Source organism: Phycisphaerae bacterium, assembly GCA_019636475.1.
Taxonomy (GTDB): domain Bacteria; phylum Planctomycetota; class Phycisphaerae; order UBA1845; family UTPLA1; genus JADJRI01.
The window spans coordinates 492933-514801 of sequence record JAHBXN010000001.1; the positions used below are offsets into that span (position 1 = coordinate 492933).

At 61.2% G+C, this 21869-nt stretch carries 8 protein-coding genes; all 8 read right to left on the reverse strand.

Annotated features, from left to right (window positions below; translation table 11 throughout):
• Window positions 1-14: 14 nt before the first annotated feature.
• Window positions 15-494, reverse strand: a complete 480-nt coding sequence (ispF, locus tag KF841_02035) for a 2-C-methyl-D-erythritol 2,4-cyclodiphosphate synthase (GenBank protein ID MBX3394126.1) — start codon at window positions 492-494, stop codon at window positions 15-17.
• A 95-nt stretch (window positions 495-589) separates the two neighbouring features.
• Window positions 590-1492, reverse strand: a complete 903-nt coding sequence (locus KF841_02040) for a diaminopimelate epimerase (protein MBX3394127.1) — start codon at window positions 1490-1492, stop codon at window positions 590-592.
• Between the two features lie 83 nt (window positions 1493-1575).
• Window positions 1576-8979, reverse strand: coding sequence for a type I polyketide synthase (locus KF841_02045; protein MBX3394128.1), 7404 nt, complete (start codon window positions 8977-8979; stop codon window positions 1576-1578).
• Between the two features lie 9 nt (window positions 8980-8988).
• Window positions 8989-15924: an SDR family NAD(P)-dependent oxidoreductase gene (locus KF841_02050; protein MBX3394129.1), complete on the reverse strand. Its 6936-nt coding sequence runs from the start codon at window positions 15922-15924 to the stop codon at window positions 8989-8991.
• Between the two features lie 226 nt (window positions 15925-16150).
• The gene (locus tag KF841_02055) at window positions 16151-17707 is read right to left on the reverse strand and encodes a PfaD family polyunsaturated fatty acid/polyketide biosynthesis protein (protein ID MBX3394130.1); all 1557 of its coding nucleotides are present in this window, start codon (window positions 17705-17707) and stop codon (window positions 16151-16153) included.
• A gap of 397 nt (window positions 17708-18104) precedes the next feature.
• The gene (ispH, locus tag KF841_02060; GenBank protein MBX3394131.1) at window positions 18105-19061 is read right to left on the reverse strand and encodes a 4-hydroxy-3-methylbut-2-enyl diphosphate reductase; all 957 of its coding nucleotides are present in this window, start codon (window positions 19059-19061) and stop codon (window positions 18105-18107) included.
• Between the two features lie 222 nt (window positions 19062-19283).
• On the reverse strand, window positions 19284-20318 hold the full coding sequence (locus KF841_02065; protein ID MBX3394132.1) for a tetratricopeptide repeat protein: 1035 nt from the start codon (window positions 20316-20318) through the stop codon (window positions 19284-19286).
• A 231-nt stretch (window positions 20319-20549) separates the two neighbouring features.
• Complete coding sequence (locus KF841_02070; GenBank protein ID MBX3394133.1) at window positions 20550-21737, reverse strand: acyl-CoA dehydrogenase family protein; 1188 nt, start codon at window positions 21735-21737, stop codon at window positions 20550-20552.
• Window positions 21738-21869 lie beyond the last annotated feature (132 nt).

Genomic DNA, 21869 nt, shown 5'->3' on the forward strand with positions numbered 1-21869 from the left:
GACACGTCAGGCCGCTACGATGCCCGACACAATCCGACTACAGCCGTACACGCCACCGCTTCGCCGCGCCCGACCGCGTCCACTCCTTCGTTCGTTTTCGCCTTCACGCTCACACATTCCGGCGAAATCTCGCACAGCACTGCAATCACCGCGCGCATATCGCCTTTAAGCGATGAAAGCTTCGGCCGCTCGACATGGATGGTGATGTCGATATTTGCGACCATCAGACCCAACTGTCGAATCTCATCGACAACCATCGTGAGCAACACGCGGCTGTCCGCACCCCTGTAGCGTGGATCGGTATCCGGAAAGTGTTCGCCGATATCCGGCAGACCGGCGGCACCGCAAATGCCGTCGATCAATGCATGGAGCACGACATCGCCGTCGCTGTGACCCGCGGCGTGTTTATCAAACGGAACGTCGAGTCCGCCAAGTCGCAGCGGCCCGCCAGGCTCCAATCGGTGGAGGTCTGTTCCGATGCCGACCCGATTTATGGCCTGATCAAACAAGATCCGCTCCGCAATGTCGTACGCTCAAGGATTGGACGCAGCAGGGCGACATGCCGCGCCACGCTCTCGCCGACGACTTATCAATATGGATACTCGCCGCTGAAGACTTCCTCGGCTGGGCCGGTCATAAGCACGGTGCCGCCGCCCAAACCCTCCGACCACTCAATTTCAAGATCGCCGCCGGGCAGGTGAATCAGCGCAGCGCGATCCAGGCGGTCCTCCAGGACGGCGGCTACCAATACCGCACAAGCGCCGGTGCCGCAGGCCTGTGTGATGCCGCTGCCGCGCTCCCACGTCCGCATGATCGCCTCGGTCCTCGAACGAACCTCGGCGATGTGAAAGTTCACGCGATTCGGAAACATCGCATGTCGCTCGACCAATGGGCCGATTCGCTCCAGATCGAATCCGGCGACATCGCTGACAAACGCCACCGCATGCGGATTGCCCATCGAAACGCACGTGAGAGTCATTCGTCGACCACCCACCTCCAACGGCGCGCAAACGCAGCGATCGCGAGCACCTGCATAGTTGACTGGAATCTCGCCCGGTACCAGGATCGGTCGCCCCATATCGACCCGCACGCGCGAAACGACGCTGCCCGATCGATATGCGACGAGCGATAGTACGCCACGATCCGTTTCCACGCGCAGCGCGATGGAATCCATGGCCGAAGGATGCTCACTGCTTTGGGGGAGCATCGTGCCCTTGCGTCGTTTCTCGACGGCGAACTTCGCAACGCATCGTATGCCGTTTCCGCACATCTCACCGCGCGAGCCGTCGGCGTTGTACATCTCCATGCGCACGTCGGCGGCGCCGCCCTTCGTCGGCGGCGCGATCAGAATGAGCCCGTCCGACCCGATGCCTCGATGCCGATCGCTGATGCGCCGCGAAAGGGCAGGCAGATCAACGTCCTTGAGCATTTGATCAAGACAATCGACATAAATGTAATCGTTGCCGATGCCATGCATCTTGGTGAAGCGCATGATGCGTGAATTCTGGTTCATACGATTCAACCGTGGTTGAAGACCCGTTGTCAGATCGGCATTTCGCCGCTTCTCATCGAATTCTAGCGTCGTCGGAGGCGCAGGCCAAAATCCGTCATTTCGTAAATCGGCAAGCCATCGACAACGAGAAAGCCGCGAGCGATGACGAGCGGCTCGTCGCTGTCCTCCACGCGTGTAACCACCGCTTCGACCTCAACGCGGCGGTTTGTCGGCAGGATCTGTCCGCGATAGGCCCACGAATGGGTCAGACCCAAAGCAATCGACTCGAAGCGGTGCGTCGAAGACAGCGCCCGGCCCCATCGCTCGATGGCGTAAGCTTTCAATAGCTGAAGGAAAGACTCCAATCCGAGCGATCCCGGCCATACCGGATCCTGATAGAAGTGTGCCTTGAAAAACCACGCGGCGGGGTTCACGTCTGCCGAACCCTGAACAAAACCGCATCCATGCGGCCCACCAACAAGCGACAGAAGCTCGATCCGATCGATCATGAGAAATGCGCCGGCTGGTTGGCACAAGCCGGGCTCCGCGGAATGGGGGACGCCAGTTCTGCCTGATCCCGCCTCGAAAAGCTCATCGGGATCCAACGGTGCGATCCGAGAAATCTCAAATCGCCGGGCCGCAATCCGCTCTTCATCGGTGGCGGTCAGACGACGCTTTCCGGCGTCTCGAACGCCGATCTGCTGCGCCAGCGCCTGCTTCGAGAAAAAGCCGAACGTCGTCGTGCCCTCGTAAACCACGCGGCCCGCGCGGAGCAGTTGCATGTCGTAATCCTGAATGATCATGCCGCCTGCTTCATTGACTTTGGTCATACGCACGCGCGCCACGATCGTCCCACAGTCCGGGGACAGTTCCTCGTGAAGCGTGGCACGGCCGCCAAGATTCCGAAACGACATATCCACGGCACTTCGCAATGCCGACCCGCAAAAAGCAGCCAGCCAACCGCAAGGCTGAAGCGCCGCCTCCAGCAACACCGCGAACGGCATGGCCCGTTGACGATTGGCGGCACAGTACCATGCGTGAGGCGGCACATCGTACTCGGTCTCCACCCATCCCGTCGGTTTAAGCAACCACGGCTCCGCATCAACCACTGTCACGCGGTCGATAAACTGGAAAGGCGGTCCGGGCAATCTCGCAATCGTCCGTTCATGATCAAACACCTGATACGGCTTGCCGAATGCCTCCGACGGTTTGCCGTTGGAAAAAGCGAGGATCGATTGTTTGTCATAAATCGGAGGACGAGTTCCCGCATCGGCCCCGGCCCCAGACAGGCCGCGCTTTCGCGCCCAGATCCGCTCAATCCCTTCACGCGACAGCCCGGTCACTCGAAGCGACATATTCTTCATCTGTACGATGCGACGGCCGTCGGCGAACATCAGCGCATCGGCGATGACATAAGGTTCGGGGCGATAACCGATCTCCTTGATTTCGACTTGGTAGATCACTTTCTTCGTGGTTGGGATGACAGGACCGCGGCACTTCAACTCACTCGGAACACCGTGAATCGGCTGATGGCAAACACCCGTCTGCTCGCCTACCCAACCCATCCGCAACAGGAAAAACCGAAGCGTGTGAACACAGCATTCGTACATCAACGTGCCTGGCATCGTCTGATCATCGATGAAATGGCAGGTCAGAAACCAATCGTCCGGATGCACGTCCGCCTCAGCGCGGATCATGCCCAGACCGAACCGCCCGCCGACCGTATCAAGCTCAAGCACACGATCAAACAATTTCATGCGACCAGTCGGTAACCGAAGCGGATCGCGCAGACCCAGTCCATCAAACATCGGTCCAAAGCAGCTTGCCAGATCGCCGGCCCGCAGTGCCGCCACCTGATCGGCATCATAGGATTCGACGCCTTCAAATGGGACCAGAGGCAGCCAGGTCGGATCACGCCGACCTGTTTCCGGTCGCTTTTCGTCGGCTGTGAGAATGAGGCCGCCGGAATTGGCAATTTCCTCATTAGTGAAGAAGCCCGCGCAGCCATTTCGCATTGTGAGCACGCGCTGCCCGCAGATCGTTCCATCGAACTCGAAGAAAAACAGGTACGTCTCGCCCTGACGGACGAAGCGGAGAATTCGAATATCGTATCGAATTGTCTCTCCCGGCATGGGCAGATCACGATGAAACTCGACAGTCGCATCGAGGAGGCGATACGCCCGCAAGCCCTTTACACGAAGATCGATTCCCAGATAACTCGAGAGAAACAGGTCGGCCTGACCCGCTTCAACCGTAATGCAAACCGGCGCACGACCGCCATCAAGATACCACGCGCTCGGCGACACATCGTGCTCCGTCACGACGCGACCTCTCGTGAGCGAGCCTTTTTCACCTTCGACGCGCATGATTCGATCAACCAGCATCAGCGGCTCAGCCGGAAGGCGAACGCGGACGGGATAGGAATCGACGGCCGCGAAGCTCGGCCCGAGCACCGGCTCCAGGCGTCCGACCGCAAATTCCAAGCACATGGTGCGATCAAATAGTGGGGCCTCCAGATTTTGTACGGGTGGCGCATTCGATCGAGTTCCTGTATCGGTCGGATTCAGTGTTCGCCTGACTGGGTTCGGAATTCCGGCATCGCCGGGATGGTCGGTCACCGTGTTTGCTCGCTCGGGATTGAAGCCGGCAGACAGTGGTGGATCCGATGCACCCTGCCGATATGCGTCGGCCCAGCGCGGATCACTCAACGCATCGCCACCCGCCTGAATCAACTCCGCCTGCCTCGCGATGATATTGCCCACACCGCGCGCGGCGGTCTCCGAGAAATTCAGGAACTCCTGATGTGCACACCCCACCGCCAGCTGCGCATCGGTCAGAGCTTGCAGCGCCCCGTTCGTCGGCGCGCTCGGCAAGACACGATCAACATCTGGTAAGGCGCTGCGACTCGTCGCGACCGGCATCGCTGGCCTTGCACCCCGTCCCGATTGATGATTTTCCGGCGTTTTTTTCATGGCCCATTCCGGCCAATTCGGACTCGGCGACCGACGCCTCAACGGCACTTCAATCGACCGGCGGCTGTCATGCGGAACGACCGGCCGACTCGACACCACCACACCGCGATTCACTGCATCGGCATCGATCGGCACGCCGTGTGCAGCAAGCGAGGCGGCGAGGCGCACAACCACGCGCGCCTCGTCATCGCGTTTTGCACTCGCAGACATGGCAAAGTGCTCACGCTTGCCCAGCGTCTTGCGGATCATTCGCGTGCAGGATGCCTGCGGACCTGCCTCGACAAAAAGCCGGACGCCGTCGGCATAGGCACGCTCAATAACTCGCACGAAATCAAAACCGTGCAGCGCGTGTCCCGTGATCGCATCGGCCGCGCTTTCGGAAGTAACGTCAAATGGGCCGCCATGAACGCCGCTGTAAATCCGCAAATCCCTCAGTGGTCGCGTGCGCATGACATGCAGGTCGCGGTACGCCGATTCCACTACACGGACTGCTTCAAAGTGTACCGAAGGCACGTCCGCCAATGGCACCCAGCGGCACCCAGCCGCAGCTGCGACCGCATCAATCGAAGCGGGCAAACCTCCCACGACGCACTCGGTCGGTGTATTGACAATCAGCAGACGCACGTGCGACGCGCCCTGCTTCTCTGCGGTATTGATTGCCCGCGCGACCACCTCCGCTGACTTCGGAATCAGGACGGCTCGCCAGCTCGCGGCATCCTCGGCGCTGAGTCCCCATGCTTGTCGAAGCACACGGCGCTCACCGTACAGGTCAGACGCAAAAAGGGAAGACGACATCATGCGCCGGAGCATTTCGTCGGAATCCGGCCAGGCGCCCGATGCGAACAATGCCGTCGATTCTCCGAGGCTGTACCCGATCAGCGCGGACGGGCGGATCCCGAATGATTTCAGCAGTTCATACATGAACATGCCGAACGCCACCTGGCCGAAAATCATTCGACGCGAGTCGCTCGACATCGCTGCATTCGCGGCCGAACGCCAATCGCCGGACCACGAATGCCGATACGGCACGAACCACCGCGCCATATGCTGGCTTTTGAGCCGCTCCGTCCGCTCATCCATCGCATCCAGCACATGCGGCCAACGAAGCCCGATGTCGCGCCCCATGCCAACAAACTGATTGCCCGAACCCGGGAAGACGATTGCCACTTCTCCGGACGCGGCAAGCGGGTGCGGCTCGTAGAATACGCCGTCGCGCCCGTCGATCGCCTGTGTTGAATCCTCTCGCAAATGCTTGCAGGCGATTTCGATTGCAGAGCTAAGTTCGGTCGGCGTGGCGGCAACTAGCGCAACGACAAGTCGCCCATTGGCATCCCCCAAAACTGCCGCGGCCGGCAGCGATTGATTCACTCGTACCGAATGCAATAGCGCATGAAGTTCATTCAATTGTATCGCGACGTCGGCACCGCGGACGAGGAATAGTTTGGCCGCGGCCGGTTCTACCGCTTCCGTCATGATTGGCACAGGACGGTGTTGGCCCCCGGCATCCTCAAGAATGACGTGAGCCGCCTGCCCGTCGATTGTCAGCGAACCGACCATCGCACATCGAGGACCGTCCACCTGGTCGCGCAACCAGTACGAAGCCTGATTGGGGACATGCAGCCTCGTTTCACGCCAGTTCGCTCCTGTCGGCAACGATTCAAATCCTCGAAGCGGGGGCAGCACTCTGCGAAAAAGACAGACCGCGGTCTTGATGACACCCGCAAGCGATGCAGCCGCTCCCGGTCGACCGACGATTGCGGCCGTTGCACCGACCGCCGTGTCGTTTGCACAGCCGCAGAAAATATCCCCGAGTACGCTCGCCTCGAATCGATCGCCTGCGGGGTCGCCGCATGCTGCGCATTCGACGTAGGAGATGGCGCTAAGGTCAGCGCGGGCGTCCCGCAGCGCGGCATCGACGGACCGTCGATAAGCCGCCACGCGAGCGGCCTCTTTGCGCGATTGCGAAGCCGACGCGACCTCGTCGCCCAGGCCCGTCATCCCGCCGATCTCCGCTCCGCCCGCTCGACCGATGCCTCGAACCACGGCATAGATCCGGTCGCCATCACTTCGCGCATCTGAGAGGCGCTTGAGCACCACGGACGCCGCACCTTCGCCGACGCGCGCGCCGCGCGAGCGGGCGTCAAGCGTCCCAGGCGTGCCATCAGCACTCGAAGCAACCCAGACCGGCGACGCGGTTCCATCGCCCCCAAACGCCGGCTTCATCCACTCAATCGCCGCGCCAGTCGCCAGCACCGAGCGTACGTCGCCCGCCAGATCGACCGCCCCCACAACCATCAAGTCCGTTTCGCCCTGCTGCAGCGAGCGAACCGCGGCTTCCAGTGCGACAATGCCCGAAGCGGATTCCGCCGAGACCGCGAAACTGGGACCACCGAACCGGAATTCCCGCGCGATGCGGCTCGCGATGATGTTTCCCAGCGCACCCATGGTGGCCGCTGGCGTAAGCGCCGGCCCGCATTCATCCCGCAACTGATTGATCCATGACGCCAGTTGCGCTTCGGTCGGTTCAGCCCCGATTTCCGAAATCCATCGCCTTGACTGTTCCTCCACCCACCAGCGCAAATGATGATTCGTCGTTTCAAAATCGAACGACATGCCAACGAGCACGCCTGCCAACGGTCGGCGCTCGCCGATCGAAATGCCGGCGTCCGCCATCGCGGCTGCGGCACTATCCAACGCAACCAGTTGCTGCGGAAGAATCTCCGGAATCTCATTTGGCGGAAGCCGGTACTTGCCGAAAGGAATCGATACCGATGTTATGCACCCGCCCGCCGAGCAACTCACATTCAACTGTTCCGCCGGCGATGCCCGCTCACTTCGTACGCCAACAGGATGATCGACTTGGGTCGGATCCGTCCGGACCGCAATAAACTCACCGCGAATCACCGCGCGTTCAAAGGCACCGAGCGATTCGATTTCTCCGAACCGCGCATCCATTCCCACAATCGCAATCGGCTCCGGCCCTGAACCGCCCCCGTCACGTTCCGGGGCAGTTTGATCGGCGCGAGCTGGCCTCGACGACGCAGCCCCCCCGAGAATGGTCCCCACGGCACTCTCGCCCTGTCCACGCCCCTGGCCGAGCCACTCCTCAACGAGGACATGCGCATTGATTCCGCCAAAACCGAATCCGCTGACCGCTGCCCGCCGTGGTATTTCCGCCGATCGACGCGCCCATGCTGCCGGGGCGGACTGAACCCGAAAAGGACTGTCTACCAGCGGAATTATTCGGTTCGGTCGCTCGAAGTTGATCGAAGGCGGCAGCACGCCTTCATTCATGGCGAGCAGCGTCTTGATGATTCCGGCAGCGCCGGCGCCTGTCAGCAGGTGGCCGATCATCGACTTGACCGATCCGATCGCACATCGACCGGGCGGGCCGGCGAGTCCGCTCCACAACTCGCACAAACTGGACAATTCGACTGCATCGCCCGTCGGAGTGCCCGTTCCATGACACTCAATCAGGTCAACCTCGTCAGGTTGCCATCCCGCCGCACGATAAGCCTCGCGCATCGCCCGGAGTTGCCCCTCGCCGTCCGGCGCGATCAGGCTGCCGCCGATGTCGTTCGAAAGTCCGATTCCGCGAATCACACCGAGGATTTGATCGCCGGCACGGACCGCGTCGTCCAATCGCTTAAGAAGGACGATTCCCGCGCCCTCACCCACAACGAGACCATCCGCACGCTCATCGAACGGACAACATCGGCCGCTTCGAGACAAAGCTCGAAGCTGCGTGAAGCCCATCTGCGTGTACAGGCAATCCGGGCGGGAAACACCGCCAGCAAGCATCGCGTCTGTACGACCCGAACGCAGCTCGTCGCAGGCCAGTTTGATTGAATAGAGCGATGACGCACAAGCGGCATCCAGCGTGTATGCGCCCCCGCCCAGCCTCAACGCCGACGCCAGCAGCGCGGCCGGAAGACTCGTTACCTGCCCGTTCAACCACCGAACACGCTCCGCACGATCACCGCCTGACCGGGTCTCGCGGGTTGACAGCCGCTCGCGAATCCAGGCCGGTGCGTTGTCAAACAAACGCTGCTCGAACGCACGACCGAACACCTCGCGCGTGATCGCCGACGATCCATCAGTGGGCAGCGCAATCGCCGCAAGGATCACGCCGACACGATCGCGATCCAATTCGGACGCGGATGAACCCTGAAGGGCGGCTCGCCCGGCGTGTAGAACGAAGTGATACAGCGGATCCAGCAATGAAAGCGCCGACGGATCAATGTCCAGTCCGGTCGCGTCGAGATGAAAGTCATCGACAAAGCAGCCGCGGGTTGTAAGCACGCGGTCAGCGGCGTTTCCGGCAAACGATGCCGCGGACGTGTCTATTTCAGCCGCGAGTCTCGCCCGCGCCGGATCCAGGATCCATCGACCGCCAGGCACCTCGCGTGTGAGTTCACGGCGATTGATGATGTTGTGCCAGAAGCGTGCAGGATCGAACGCGCCGGGAAAGACGCATCCCATGCCAACAACGGCAATCGGCGTTTGATCCTCCAAGACCGCCCCCTACGATGCCGCACCCGAAGCGCCCGCGGCCTCTCGATTGCGAAATGCTCTTGCCAGGCCCGCGTCAATCGTGCATTCAACCCCTTCGAAGCGGGCCAGCACGACACCATCTCGTGTCAGTATTGTGGCATCCAGCACACATCGGTGCCGTTCAAACTTGCAGACTTCCAGCACCACGGATAGGGCTTCCGCTGGATACTCAGCGCAATATTGCCGGTAACTACGCACGACCGACGGCAGGCACGGGGCACCCGCCAGTTCGACGGACCAGAGAATGGCCGCCTGAAACACGCAATCCACCACCAGCGGATCGGTCAACCAGTGGCTCCTGAGTGGATCGACCATCCATGCCGCCGGCTCGGTCGCGGGATTCACGCGAACGACGATTCCATCCGGCGAAAATCCGTCCACGCGATCGATGCCGCGCATCAACTCGCCATGGAACAGAATCCCCGCATAGGCGCCCGCGGCGCCGCGCTCGTAAGCACGATCAATCAGCTCCGGCCGAGGCTCGAAATTCGGTGGGGCCATGAGCTTCGACGCCAACACCACGGTCGCCCGAGCATGGATGATCTCCGTCGTATCCGGGCCGCCTGTCACCCCGCGCATTTCGACGTCGACGTCGAATACCTCTCCGCTGCGTCGCACCTTACCGCAATAAAATCGCAAAGTCGGCGCCGATTCGCGAACCACGACTCCCCTGAGCACCCGGAAGTCCGTCAGACCCTGTAACCGCAGTCCCGGATTCGCGTGCTGCGCCGCATGCCCCATCCACTCCATGATCATCGCGGCGGGCAGTACCGGCCGACCGTCGATCACGTGTGACTTAAGAAAAGGGTGCCGTGAAACGTCCAGATCCCGTTCAAACGATAGCGCCATGGACTCGGCAGCGTGACCGACCGAACTCCCATGCAAGCCCGCCGCCTGCGCGGCGATTTCTCGCGATCCCGTGCTTGAGGCGCCTCCTGACGCCACACTCTCAAAATCCGAACCGACCACGATTTCAACGGCCGGCATGTCGTTCTCAGCGAGGCCGATGGATAGCTCATCCGCCACCAACTCCGCGCCGTCGTCCACCGAAATCAGTCGAAGCCCATGATTGACAAACTCCTGCCGAAGGGCCGGATGCACCATGCCGCCATCCCACGGACCCCAGTTGATTGAGACAATGCGCGCCGACGGGACCATCGCCGACAATCGCTGCGATGCCTTGTTCAGTACCTCGTTGGCCGCCGCATAATCCGCCTGACCGACGTTGCCGCACCGTCCGCTTACCGACGAAAACATCACAACGCAGCGCAGCGCCGCCAAATCGATCGCATCCAGTACGTTTCGCAGACCAACGACTTTCGTGTCAAACACGTTGGCGAACTGCTCAGCCGATTTGTTCTCAATCCTCCGATCCTCGATCACGCCGGCGCCATGAATCAACCCGCGCACCGGGCCGAACTTCTCCGACACATCCTCAATCACGTCGCGAACCGCAGCCGGATTGCAAACGTCAACCGGAAAGTACCGAACTATCGACCCCGCGGACTCGATCCTCGCCAGGTTACGACGGATTTCTCGACGACCAAGATGCCGCGAAACTGACAGCTTCAGCTCCTTCGGTGTCGGCTTGCGATTGGCAAATTCGTGTTCGCGAACGGCCCGCCGGACTTCGTCGTCGGATTCCGCGTTCGCCAGCCATGATGGCTCTGACTCAGGCAACGACGTCCGGCCGAGCAACACCAGCGTCGGTCGATATCGCCGCGCGAGAGCGATTGCCGCATCGGCCGTTACACCGCGCGCACCACCTGTCACAATCACCAGATCGCCCGGCGATAATCGATGCGGACGCGCCATTGTTTCAGCCGCAAATCTCGTCCCCGACTCGATCGACGCCTCGCTCTGCTCCACCAGTTTCAGCCCGCGCCGGCGAGTCGAATCGAGGCCGACCTCCAGCGGGCTGTTCTCACCCAATTCTCGGAGTACTGCCGATGCCGCCGACTTGGCATCAGACCAGGAGCACGCGACATCAATCGATCGGCAGGCGATATTCGGCCACTCTCGAGCGGCGGTCTTGCACAAGCCGGCGAGCGCACCCTGCGCGGCATCAAACGAACCGCCCAGCAGCCCGAATCCGCCGTCCATTCGCGAGACCGTCGCGAACAACGCGCCCCCGCGGGAAGCGGCTGTCGCAAGCGGTGAGACAGCCGCTTTCATCAGCGAGAAGGCTGACTTGATGAAAGCCTCGGACTCGCGTCGCCAAAGACCGTCATTCGCCGGTCGCGGCGGCGCCACGATGATCACCGCACCGATGTTGACCTTGCCCGCAGCCTCTGATGAGTCGATCGGAATCAGCCGTGCTCGATAGCCCGCCGAGTCCAGCCGCGCCACCATCTGACGTGACAGCTCCGCACCATCGTCCGTCACGAGAATCTCCCGATCCTTTGCGACACGCAGCGCCTCGCCACACACCGACGGAAGATCAACAAGTGATAGCACGCGACGGTTCAGCCTCTTTCGCCTGCCCGCCGCATCCTTCGCTTCGTTGCGCGGCGCCGGCTCTGATGACGTGGCACCTTCAGGGGCGGTTTCAGCCGCGTGTACGCCGGATGAATCCGACGAGGGAGTTTCGACGACACTCAATCTGGGCGCTGGCACGGCGTCGATATCGACCGGCGCACGGCCGCCCGTCTCTCCGATGCAATAGTCCGCGATCTGCGCCAATGTCCTGAGCGATCCCATGTACTCCGGCTTCACGGTCGGTAATCCCGGCACGCGAGCCTCAACTCCCGCCAGGATTTCGACGCGCTTGATTGAATCGATGCCCAGATCGGCCTCCATGTCCATGCCCAGTTCGAGCATGTCGCGCGGATACCCCGTCAATTCGGCGACAACCGCCAACAGAGAATCCTCAAATGCCGCACGTCCGACACCATTGCCGCTCGCATCCGCCGGCGCCGCCGATTCACCCAATGCCGTCCCGGCACATTCCCGGCCAGATTCGCGCACGTCAGTCCCTGGCGCCACCGCGCCCGTCACTGAAGACGACGCGCCGCCTCCCGAATCTCCCGTGACGAAATCCACGATCTGAGCCAGCGTGCGGATCGAACCCATGTACTCCGGTTTCACCCCGCAGAATGTGGGAACGCGCTCCTCCAGTCCGGCGATGATCTCCACACGCTTGATCGAATCAACTCCCAGATCGGCCTCGATGTCCATCGAGAGATCAATCATGTCGACTGGATAACCCGTCTTTTCGCACACCACTTCAATCAGTGCGCGCTTGATCGCGTCGCGTTGGACCCCGCCCGATGAATCATGCTGGCTCGCCTTCGGCGCGACAACCGCTTCCACCGTAGTCGCTGTCGAAGTGTCATTCGGTCCCACCACCTTGGAAATCGTCTCGACGAATGGTGACTGAATTGGCGTGGCGGGCAAACCCGGAACCGCGACGGCCGACGCCACCCGCGCAGGCGAAACATATTCAATACCCTTCGGCAGCGCAGCTACGGATGGGTTCGCATTCGAGGGGTTTGCCGCCACCGTCGGCCCGGACGCTCGCGGTAACTCAGGGACGTGAGGCCCGGCGTCGGAGGACAACTTCCCACACGCACCGACCATCCGCTGATGGCTCTCAAGAATCATCTGAAGCGTCTGATGCGCCTGTGTCTGGCCTTCAAGAAAGCGTTGATGTGCTTCGGCGGTCTGTTGCTGGAGACGCTGCATCGCAGTCATTCCCTGCTGCACCAGTTGCATCGATGCGTGTAGAGCGGCCGCTGATACGGAGGCATCTGATTCGGCATTCAACGCCGGAGATTTCATACCGGAAAGATCCTGCACATGCTGATGTTCGAAACTCATTGCCATTCCTGCATTCGAATCGCATTCCTCGGCGAGAGGTGCGATGTCTTCCGTCACTTGTTCGGATACTTCGCTTGCGGACGAATCACTCGCACTGATTGGTGTGCGTCCTGCTTCCCTCCCTCCGTCCGTCTCAATGCCCTTACGCGCGACACTATTCCTCTCCGAGTCGACCGTGGAATCCGGCATGGCGTGAGACTCTCCGACGCTCGCCGCATCCTCAGAATGATGAGTCATCGGCCGAGGCGCCTGCTTCGCTGAGGTGCCGCGCTTCTCCGCGCGATAGTTGGCTCCGGATAACGGAACCACCATCTTCGGAACGCGCGGTTCCGACACTGGAAGTTCCCATTGCGAGAGATCGACGTTGAATCCACCCGCCGCCAACCGTGCCAGAACCAAAGCCAGATCCAGCACACCCGAAGATCGTCCCGCGGACGCATCGATCGCGATGGCTGTATGCGGTCGCTCGCAGAGAATTTCCCGCACCAGTCCGGTCACGATGTTGCGAGGTCCCACTTCAACGAACATCCGCGCGCCGGCGGCGTGCATCGCTTCGATCTCGCCGACGAATTCCACCGGCCGCACGAGTTGCTCGCTCAGAATGCGCCGTGTCTCCGACAACGATGGCGGATAGGCCGCGCCCAGGGTGTTCGCAAATACCTGTACGGAACCGGGTGATATCTCCGTCGCCTCCAGCGCATTGCGAAACGGCGGCAGCGCGGACTCCATCAATCGGCTGTGAAACGCGCCAGAAACCCGCAGCGACGTCGACGCCCACCCGCGACGCTTGCACGCCTCGGCCGCCCGCCCCACCTCCGAGCGTTCACCCGAGAGCACAGATTGTGCCGGCGAATTCCGATTGGCGATCACCACATCAATCGATTCCTCGCTCAGCATCGCCGACAAGGCCGCATGCGGTGCTTTCACCGCAAGCATCGTGCCGCGACCGCTATCGCCTTCCGCCATCAGGCGCCCCCGAAGCCGCGCCAGACGGTGCAGCGCGGCACCATCGATGCGACCCGCGGCGCAAAGCGCGGTCAACTCGCCGAAGCTGTGGCCCGCCGTCATCGCAGGCCGAACGCCGAATCGCTCCAACACCCGGATCAGCCCAAGACTCACTGCGCCGAGTGCCGGCTGCGCGACTTCCGTACGAGTCAACGACTCCGCCTGTCGAACCCGTTCCGTTTCATCGAAGATCGGGCGCGGATAGATCAGATCCCCGAGCGATACACCGCTGACTGCTTCGGCCTCCGCCAGTGTTGTCGTCATCTCCGCAAATGTGCATGACAGATCACGGCACATTTTCACATACTGGCTGCCCTGTCCGGGAAACACGAAAGCCAGCTTCCCGTCAGCCGGACCGCTCCCGTAGAACGCATGCGACAGACTCCACGACGAATCGTCGGCAGCTTCGGCGAGCCGGGCGTCGATCGTCGAAAAGTGTGTGCGCGGATCGACGCCTTCCTCCAGCACGATCAACAGGCGATGCCCTTCGTCGATCGAAAACGCGCTGCGCGACTGTGAAGCGCGATAGGCAAACAAATCTGGATTAAATCGTTCCGACCCCGCAAACTCGATCCATTCCGAAAGCTCATCGCGAAGTTCGTCTCGCGTCGCCGCCGACAGCGCGATTATCTGAACCGAACCGTCCCAGGCCGCTGCGGGCAGCGAAGCATCGTGCTCCTCCAGAACCGCGTGAAAGTTGCTCCCGCCGAATCCGAAGGCACTGACGCCCGCGCGACGCGTACGACCCGACGGCGACAACCACGGTCGTAACTCCGTGCTGACATAAAACGGGCTCTCTTCAATGCCCATTTTCGGATTCGGCTCACGCACCTTCACCGTCGGCGGCAAGGCCCGGTGATGAATCGCCAGCGCGGCTTTAATGAGACCGGCCACTCCCGCCGCTGCCTTCGTATGGCCAATCTGCGATTTGACCGAGCCAATCGCACACCACGATCCAACTCGGGCCGTCTCGCCAAAGACAGTCTTCAATGCTTCAAACTCGGTCACATCGCCGACTTTGGTGCCTGTGCCGTGCGCCTCGATCAGTTCCACCGTATCCGGTCCGATGCCTGCCAGCCGATAGGCCTCACGCAACGCTCGAGACTGGCCTGCGGCGTGCGGCGCGTAAATGCTCTGCGAGCGGCCGTCACTGGAGGTGCCGATTGAGCGAATCACCGCGTAGATGCGGTCGCCATCGCGTTCCGCATCCTCGAGTCGCTTCAGCAACACCATGCCGACTCCTTCGCCGAGCACCGTTCCGTCGGCATCGGCGGCAAACGGCCTCGCATCGCCTGTTGGCGAAAGAGCGGGGGTCTTGCTGAAACACATGTACATGAAGATGTCGTTCAGCGTGTCGGCGCCGCCGGCCAGCGCCATCTCCGAACGGCCCAGCGACAGCTCCATCATTGCCAGATGAATGGCACTCAGCGAACTTGCACAAGCCGCGTCAACCGCGCAGTTCGTCCCGCGCAGGTTCAGCCGGTTCGCGATTCGACCAGCAACCACATTGCCGAGCAGCCCAGGGAAGGAATTTTCCTGCCAGGAAACATAGGAGTCGGCGATTCGTGCGACGACTTCCTCCGCCACTTCCGGTCCGACGCCGGCCTGCGAAAGGGCCCGCCGCCAGATCGGATGCCCAAGACGCGCCGACAAGGGCAGAACAAGTTCCTGCGTGCCCGTCACGCCAACCACCACGCTCACGCCGTCTCGGTTGAAGTCGCGATGTTCACCATATCCGCCGTCCTCAAGCGCAGCCTTCGCCGCAACCAGGCCGAGCAATTGCGTCGTATCAGTGGCCTCGAGAATCGTCGGCGGAATGCCGAACTCCGTCGGGTCAAACGGCACCGGCGAGACAAAACCCCCGCGAGCGCAATAAGTCATGTCCGGCTTCTTCGGATCCGGATCGAGGTAGTCGGCGGCATTCCAATGAGTCGAAGGCACCTCAGCGATGCCGTCGCGGCCGCTGCGCAGCGTTCGCCAGAACTCCGTTAAGTTTCGTGCAGTCGGAAAGATGCAGCCCATGCCGATAATGGCGATGGGGGTCTGGGGGATGTCCTTGTTCAGGTCGGCTTTGTTCGACACCAATCGTCCTCGAAGCGCGTGGGAATGGAACGGCGTACGGATGGAAATTCAATAGTATAAGGGCAAAGTCCCCGACTCGCATGTCAGCCCTAACCTACTGACACAAAATTAATTAGGAAGTGCCCGCCTCCGCAGGATTGAGATGGGGAACGCCACGCCATCACGCCCCGGTTGCCCTGCTTTATTTACTCGGAGAGAGCCTTCGAGGTACGGCATCCGCGGACACCTAATACGCAAGTATCGCTTCGATCTCTTCCATGGTCGCCGGTGCAAATCGCTCCGCCGCCGCCGGAAGGGCGACGCTCTGCTGCTTCAACGAATTCGCACGCGCCAACACACACGCGCCGACAAGAAGATTCATCGCGACGACTGCAACTTTTCGGTTCTCAGGCTTCTCGAGAAACGTACCTTTTGACCACTCATTGAACGCCCCCATCGCCGGGCCGCACCATATCTGAAAATCCACCTTGCGCGACGCATCGCCCGCATTAGCCCAGTTGGATGACTGACCCAGGTAGCTGCGGAACACCAGCGCCATCTTGTGTTTGGGATCCTGTTCGGCTCGGTCAATCTGGCTCGGATCGCGCGTTCGAAAGAACTCGCGTGTGGATCGCCAGGCTTCCTCGAACGTGCATCGGAGACAGTCGCGTTCAATGCTCGAACGCACCGCCGCTGGGACGGCTTCGAGACTCTCGTACTCTCGATACACGTCGTAGAGCTTCCTCGCCCGCACCGGAAACATGGTGCCCCACTTAAGCACCTGAACCTTGACGCCCATCTCAAACATGTCCGCGGCTGGCGCCATCGTGACATCGGCCTGACTCGCGTGCGCAAGCATCTCGCGGACGATCGACGAGGTGCCGGCCTCCACGCAAGCCTGATTCACCGAACCTGTCATTACAAACGCCGCCCCCATCGAAAAAGCCGCGGCCGCACTCGCCGGCGTGGCGATCCCGCCGGCGGCGCCGACTCGCAACGGCATCGAAAATCCATGAATGGACTGCAATTCGTCCCGAAGCGCGATCATCCCCGGAAGAAGCGTCAGCGCCGGACGGTTGTCCGTATGCCCGCCCGAGTCCGCCTCGATGGTCAGATCCTGTGCCACCGGCACCTGTTTCGCCAGTTCCGCCTGCGCCGCGCTGATGGCACCCTGCTCAACCAGTTGCCGCAGAATCGCCTCCGGCGGCGGCGATAACATCTTGCGAGCCACCTCAATTCGAGAGACTTTGCCGATCACGCGATTTGGGCACACGATTCGCCCGTCAGCTTCGCGCCGGATGCCGTGCACGCGATATCGCACCAACGGCAGCGTCAGGTCGAGGTATGCCGACGCATCGACCAGCCGCACTCCACGTTTCAGGTACAACTCCACGACCCCGGCCTCAAGCAAGGGTTCGTTCGGACTGTGAATCAGGTTGAATCCGAACGGTGCCTCGCCAAGGCTCTTCTGCAATCGGTCGATCGCGGCGGAAACACGTTCCAGCGGCAGGCCGGCCGATCCGAAAAAGCCAAGCATCCCGGCGCGACTCATCGCTTCCACGATTTCGCAGGAGCCGATGCCGTTGGCCATCGCACCGGCAAGATAGGCATATTTCAATCCATAATCGGCCCGAAACGTCGGATCCCCGAGCGACTCCGGCCCAATTGGCGGCACATACGCCCTCAGCGGATAGCTGCGGCCGACCGCTGCCGCATCCGCACCGATCACGCACCGGCCGTCCACCGCAAAGCCAACACCGTCGGGCAGATCATATGCAAACACCGATCTTCGCAGTCGCCGCATAGCCGATGCAGGAGACTCGGTACCCGCCGGCGCTGCTGCATCACCCGGAAGGTACCACCCCAGCGGCGACGACTCACCGGCACGGGACCGTCCCGCTATCGTGACGGCATGAATCCGACCCGCCGCGGATTCGAGCGTCACTTCCGTGTCACTCCCGTCAATCGGAAGCCCGCGAGCCACCTTGACTCCCAGGTCCAGCAGGACATTGGCGCCGGCGAAAAGCGTCCCAACCGCCAGCCGGGTACCGGCTTTCGCGCCTTCCGCCGCCGTCTCCATCGCACTTCGGCCGCTCTCCAGCGCCGATTTCGCGAAGGCAGCTAGATTCGATTTCTGCGGTTCGCCCGTCTCGCTCATCACAATTCCCCGTCTCGAGCTGTCAGCATCGACCGCGACGTCCTCAACGCTTTAACGCGGCTCGCTCTTCCATTGCACGACGCAGATCAATCGGAATCTGAAACACCGTCGTCTCCTCGGCCGTGGTCACATACTCGACGCGGCCGTCGCCGCATTTGCGAAGACGGTCGACCACGCCCTGCACCACATCCTCTGGAGTGCTCGCGCCGGCCGTCACTGCCACACAAGTGACACCATCAAGCCATTCCGGGCGAATCTCATCCGCCCCGTCAATGAGAAATCCTCGCACGCCCCGCGCTTCGCCGACTTCCACAAGGCGCGCCGCATTGCTCGAATTCCGCGATCCCACAACCAGCAGCAACTGCATTCCCCGGGCCGACATCTCCTTCACCGCGTCCTGCCTGTTCTGAGTCGCGTAGCACACGTCGTCGGTCGGCGGAAGCTCCAGATAGGCGAACCGTTTGCGCAGCGCCTCGATCACCGCCTTCGTATCATCCACGCCGAGCGTCGTCTGCGTCAGAACCATTAGCTTATCATGCGGAGGCAGCACAACGGTCGCCGCCTGGGCCTCATTCTCCACGAGAGTTATATGCCCAGGCGCTTCACCGATCGTGCCGATCACTTCGTCGTGACCATTGTGACCGATCAGCACAATGTGATATCCCAGCTTGACGAATCGATGAACCTCGAGATGCACCTTCGTAACCAGTGGACACGTCGCGTCGATAAGTCGCAGATTGCGCTCCCGAGCCTGATCAAAAACCAGCGGAGCGACGCCATGCGCACTCAGGATAGCGACCGAGCCGGGCGGAACGGCCGTCAATTCGTCGACGAAAACGGCGCCTCGGCTCCGCAGATCCCGAACGACATGGCTGTTATGCACGATCTCGCGCCGCACATATACTGGCGGACCGAAGGTCTCCAGCGCCAGATCGACGATCTTGATCGCCCGATCAACGCCGGCACAAAAGCCACGCGGATTCGCCAGGAGAATCTTCATCAGTCCCAATGCACCTCGTTTGCCGAGCACCGCGGCGGTATCCCATCCACCCAGTCCGTAGCTCGCCGCGCGGCCGGAGACTCGGCCCGTGCCTCATCACCCCAAAATCATAGCAGAACCGCAACAGGCCGCGATGGAAATGAAAGAGCCGGCCCCGATAATGACTGTCGGAACCGGCTCCGTGTCTCTCGAATTTTCCAATGCGTCACGTCCAATCGACGCTCATTCGCCTCCGCCCGACATTCGACCGCCCCCCGGGCCCGGCTCACGCGACGTGTCCGGAGGCGAACCCTCGCCCGGAGATTTCGGCGCAACCGGCGACGCGGCTGTATTAGTCGCGCCGCTCGATCCTCCGCTGGCCACGCGCGGCTCTCGCGGCCGTAAGTGGCTGCCATCGTCGTCGGACAGCTGCGCGATTCGCGTCGCGCTGAACCGCTGATTCGAATTATTGCCCGCTTCCTCGAGCGACAACACTTCGTGATACAGTTCAATCGCCTTGTCGCGATCATGCAGCCGGAAATCGTAGATCACCGCCGCGTCAAACCTCGCCGGGTGCGGAGTGCGCGGGTCGAGCGTCCATGCCCACTTGAGATAACGAAGTGCCAGTTCGTTGTCCGGATCGTCATGCCGCAGAAATTCTTTGTAGATGTTGCCGATGTAGTAGGCCGCGTCGTCGACCTTGTCCGATGTGGGGTACTCCGCAATCACGCGCTTGAAAATATCCACGGCCTGACGCGGTTCCGGCTTGTTCAAATACGCGAATCCGACAAAAGGAACGCCGACGAACTTGTCGTAAAGCTTGAAGCCCTGCTCAAACAGAGCGTCAGCCTCCGGAATCGAGTCACGCGGTATGACCTGCACCTGCACGTTCTGCTGCATGGGCGTCTGCTCGGTCAGATAGGGATAGACCTCGATCCGCTCCGTCAGTTCGCGCTGCCGACGCGCCCAATTCGCCCGGTTGATGTCCCCGACATTCAGATAAGCCCGCTCCATCTGAATCAGATGGTTTATGTAGTCCGATCGCTTCTGAACCATTTCCTCGACCAGGTCGGGAAAATTGGCCGACTCCGATGACGCCGTCCGAAAATCCACATCCTCCGGAGGCGGGGAAATATCGCCGACGCGCGCGTCATGTCGTCGCGAAATGCCTTCGCAGCCGACGGCCGCCGTCATCGCGATAAATGCCATTGCAATGACACTTGCAGACCTCTGCAAATCGCACGTTGAAACACGACGAGAAAGGAAAATACGGGACATGGGTGTCATCCTTGATCGATCGCGCAGCGCCAAGCCGCGCGGGCCGTCCAAACCGCCCCCCGGAATGCAGGGCTGTCCGCCCAGATTCAGTACCCCACCTGCGGACTTACCCGTATTCCAACGCGATGCAAGCACAAGGTCAAGTGAATGGACCACAGACATGCGAATTCACAGGCGGAATCAACTCACCGAAACCGGACATGTGAATTGTCAGAAGCGGCACGAACGCAATCAGCAGTGGTTCGCCGAGACCCGTCCAGGGTCATTGGCAAGTGTTTCCCCGATCGTCATTCGCTGCATCTCGCTCGTGCCTTCGTAGATCTCCGTGATTTTCGCATCGCGAAGATACCGCTCAACTTCACTCTCGCGGCAGTAGCCCATGCCGCCAAATATCTGGATCGCCTGGTTTGCACAGAAACTGGCCGTCTCCGCTGCGAACAATTTGGCCATCGCCGGAATGTGCAGGTTGTGCGTGCCGGCCGCTTTCAGGGCAGCCGACTTCAGAATCAGCGCACGCGACGCGGCGATTCGCGTCGCCATATCAGCGATCTTCCACTGAATCGCCTGAAAATCACCGATTGGCTTTCCAAACTGCTTGCGGGCCAGTGCATAGTCAATCGATTTGTCCAGTGCGGCCTGCGCGATTCCCAGCGCCTGTGCGGCGATGCCCACCCGGCCGCCGTCGATCGCCGTCAGTGCGATCTTCAACCCGCCGCCCCGTTGGCCCAGGGTGTTTGCGACAGGCACCCGAACGTTCTCGAAAATCAGCTCGACGGTGCTGCTGCCTCGGATGCCCAGTTTGTCCTCGTGCTTGCCGACCGTCAGGCCCGGCGTGGTTTTCTCAACCAGCATGCATGTCGCATTTCGGCGCGGGGTATCCTCGGTGCGGACAAAAAGCAGCACGACATCGGCCTCGGCGCCATTGGTCACCCACATCTTGGTGCCGTTCACAATCCATTCATCGCCCTTTAATTCCGCCCGGCACGACATGGCTCCGGCGTCCGAACCGCTGCCCGCTTCGCTCAGACTGAAGCAGCCCAGCCATTTGCCCGACGCCATTTTCGGAAGCCAGTTCCGCTTCTGGTCATTCGTGCCGAACTTGAGGACCGGGTCGATCACCAGCGAATTCTGAACGCTGTTAATCACGCCGACCGATGCATCCGCATACGAGAGTTCCTCAACCACGATCGCCGATGCAATGGCGTCCATGCCCGAACCGCCATACTCCTCGGGCACGCAGATTCCCATGTAACCCATTTCGCCGAGCTGGCGGACCACGTCGCCAGGAAACTCCCCCTTGATGTCCCGTTCCATCGCACCGGCAGCCACAATGTTTCGGGCAAATTCGCGAATGCTGTCGCGAAGCATCTGGTGGTCTTCACCCAACTCATAGCCGAATGGAATCAACTCGCCGGTCATCATCGTCATTCATTCACCGATTCGTGTCATACTTGTTCGATCGACCAGGCGACCAAACGGTCCGTCATATATCCGCCGATTTACACGTACAGGGCATGCTTCCGACGCCCGCTCGGCCGCCGGCCACGGCAC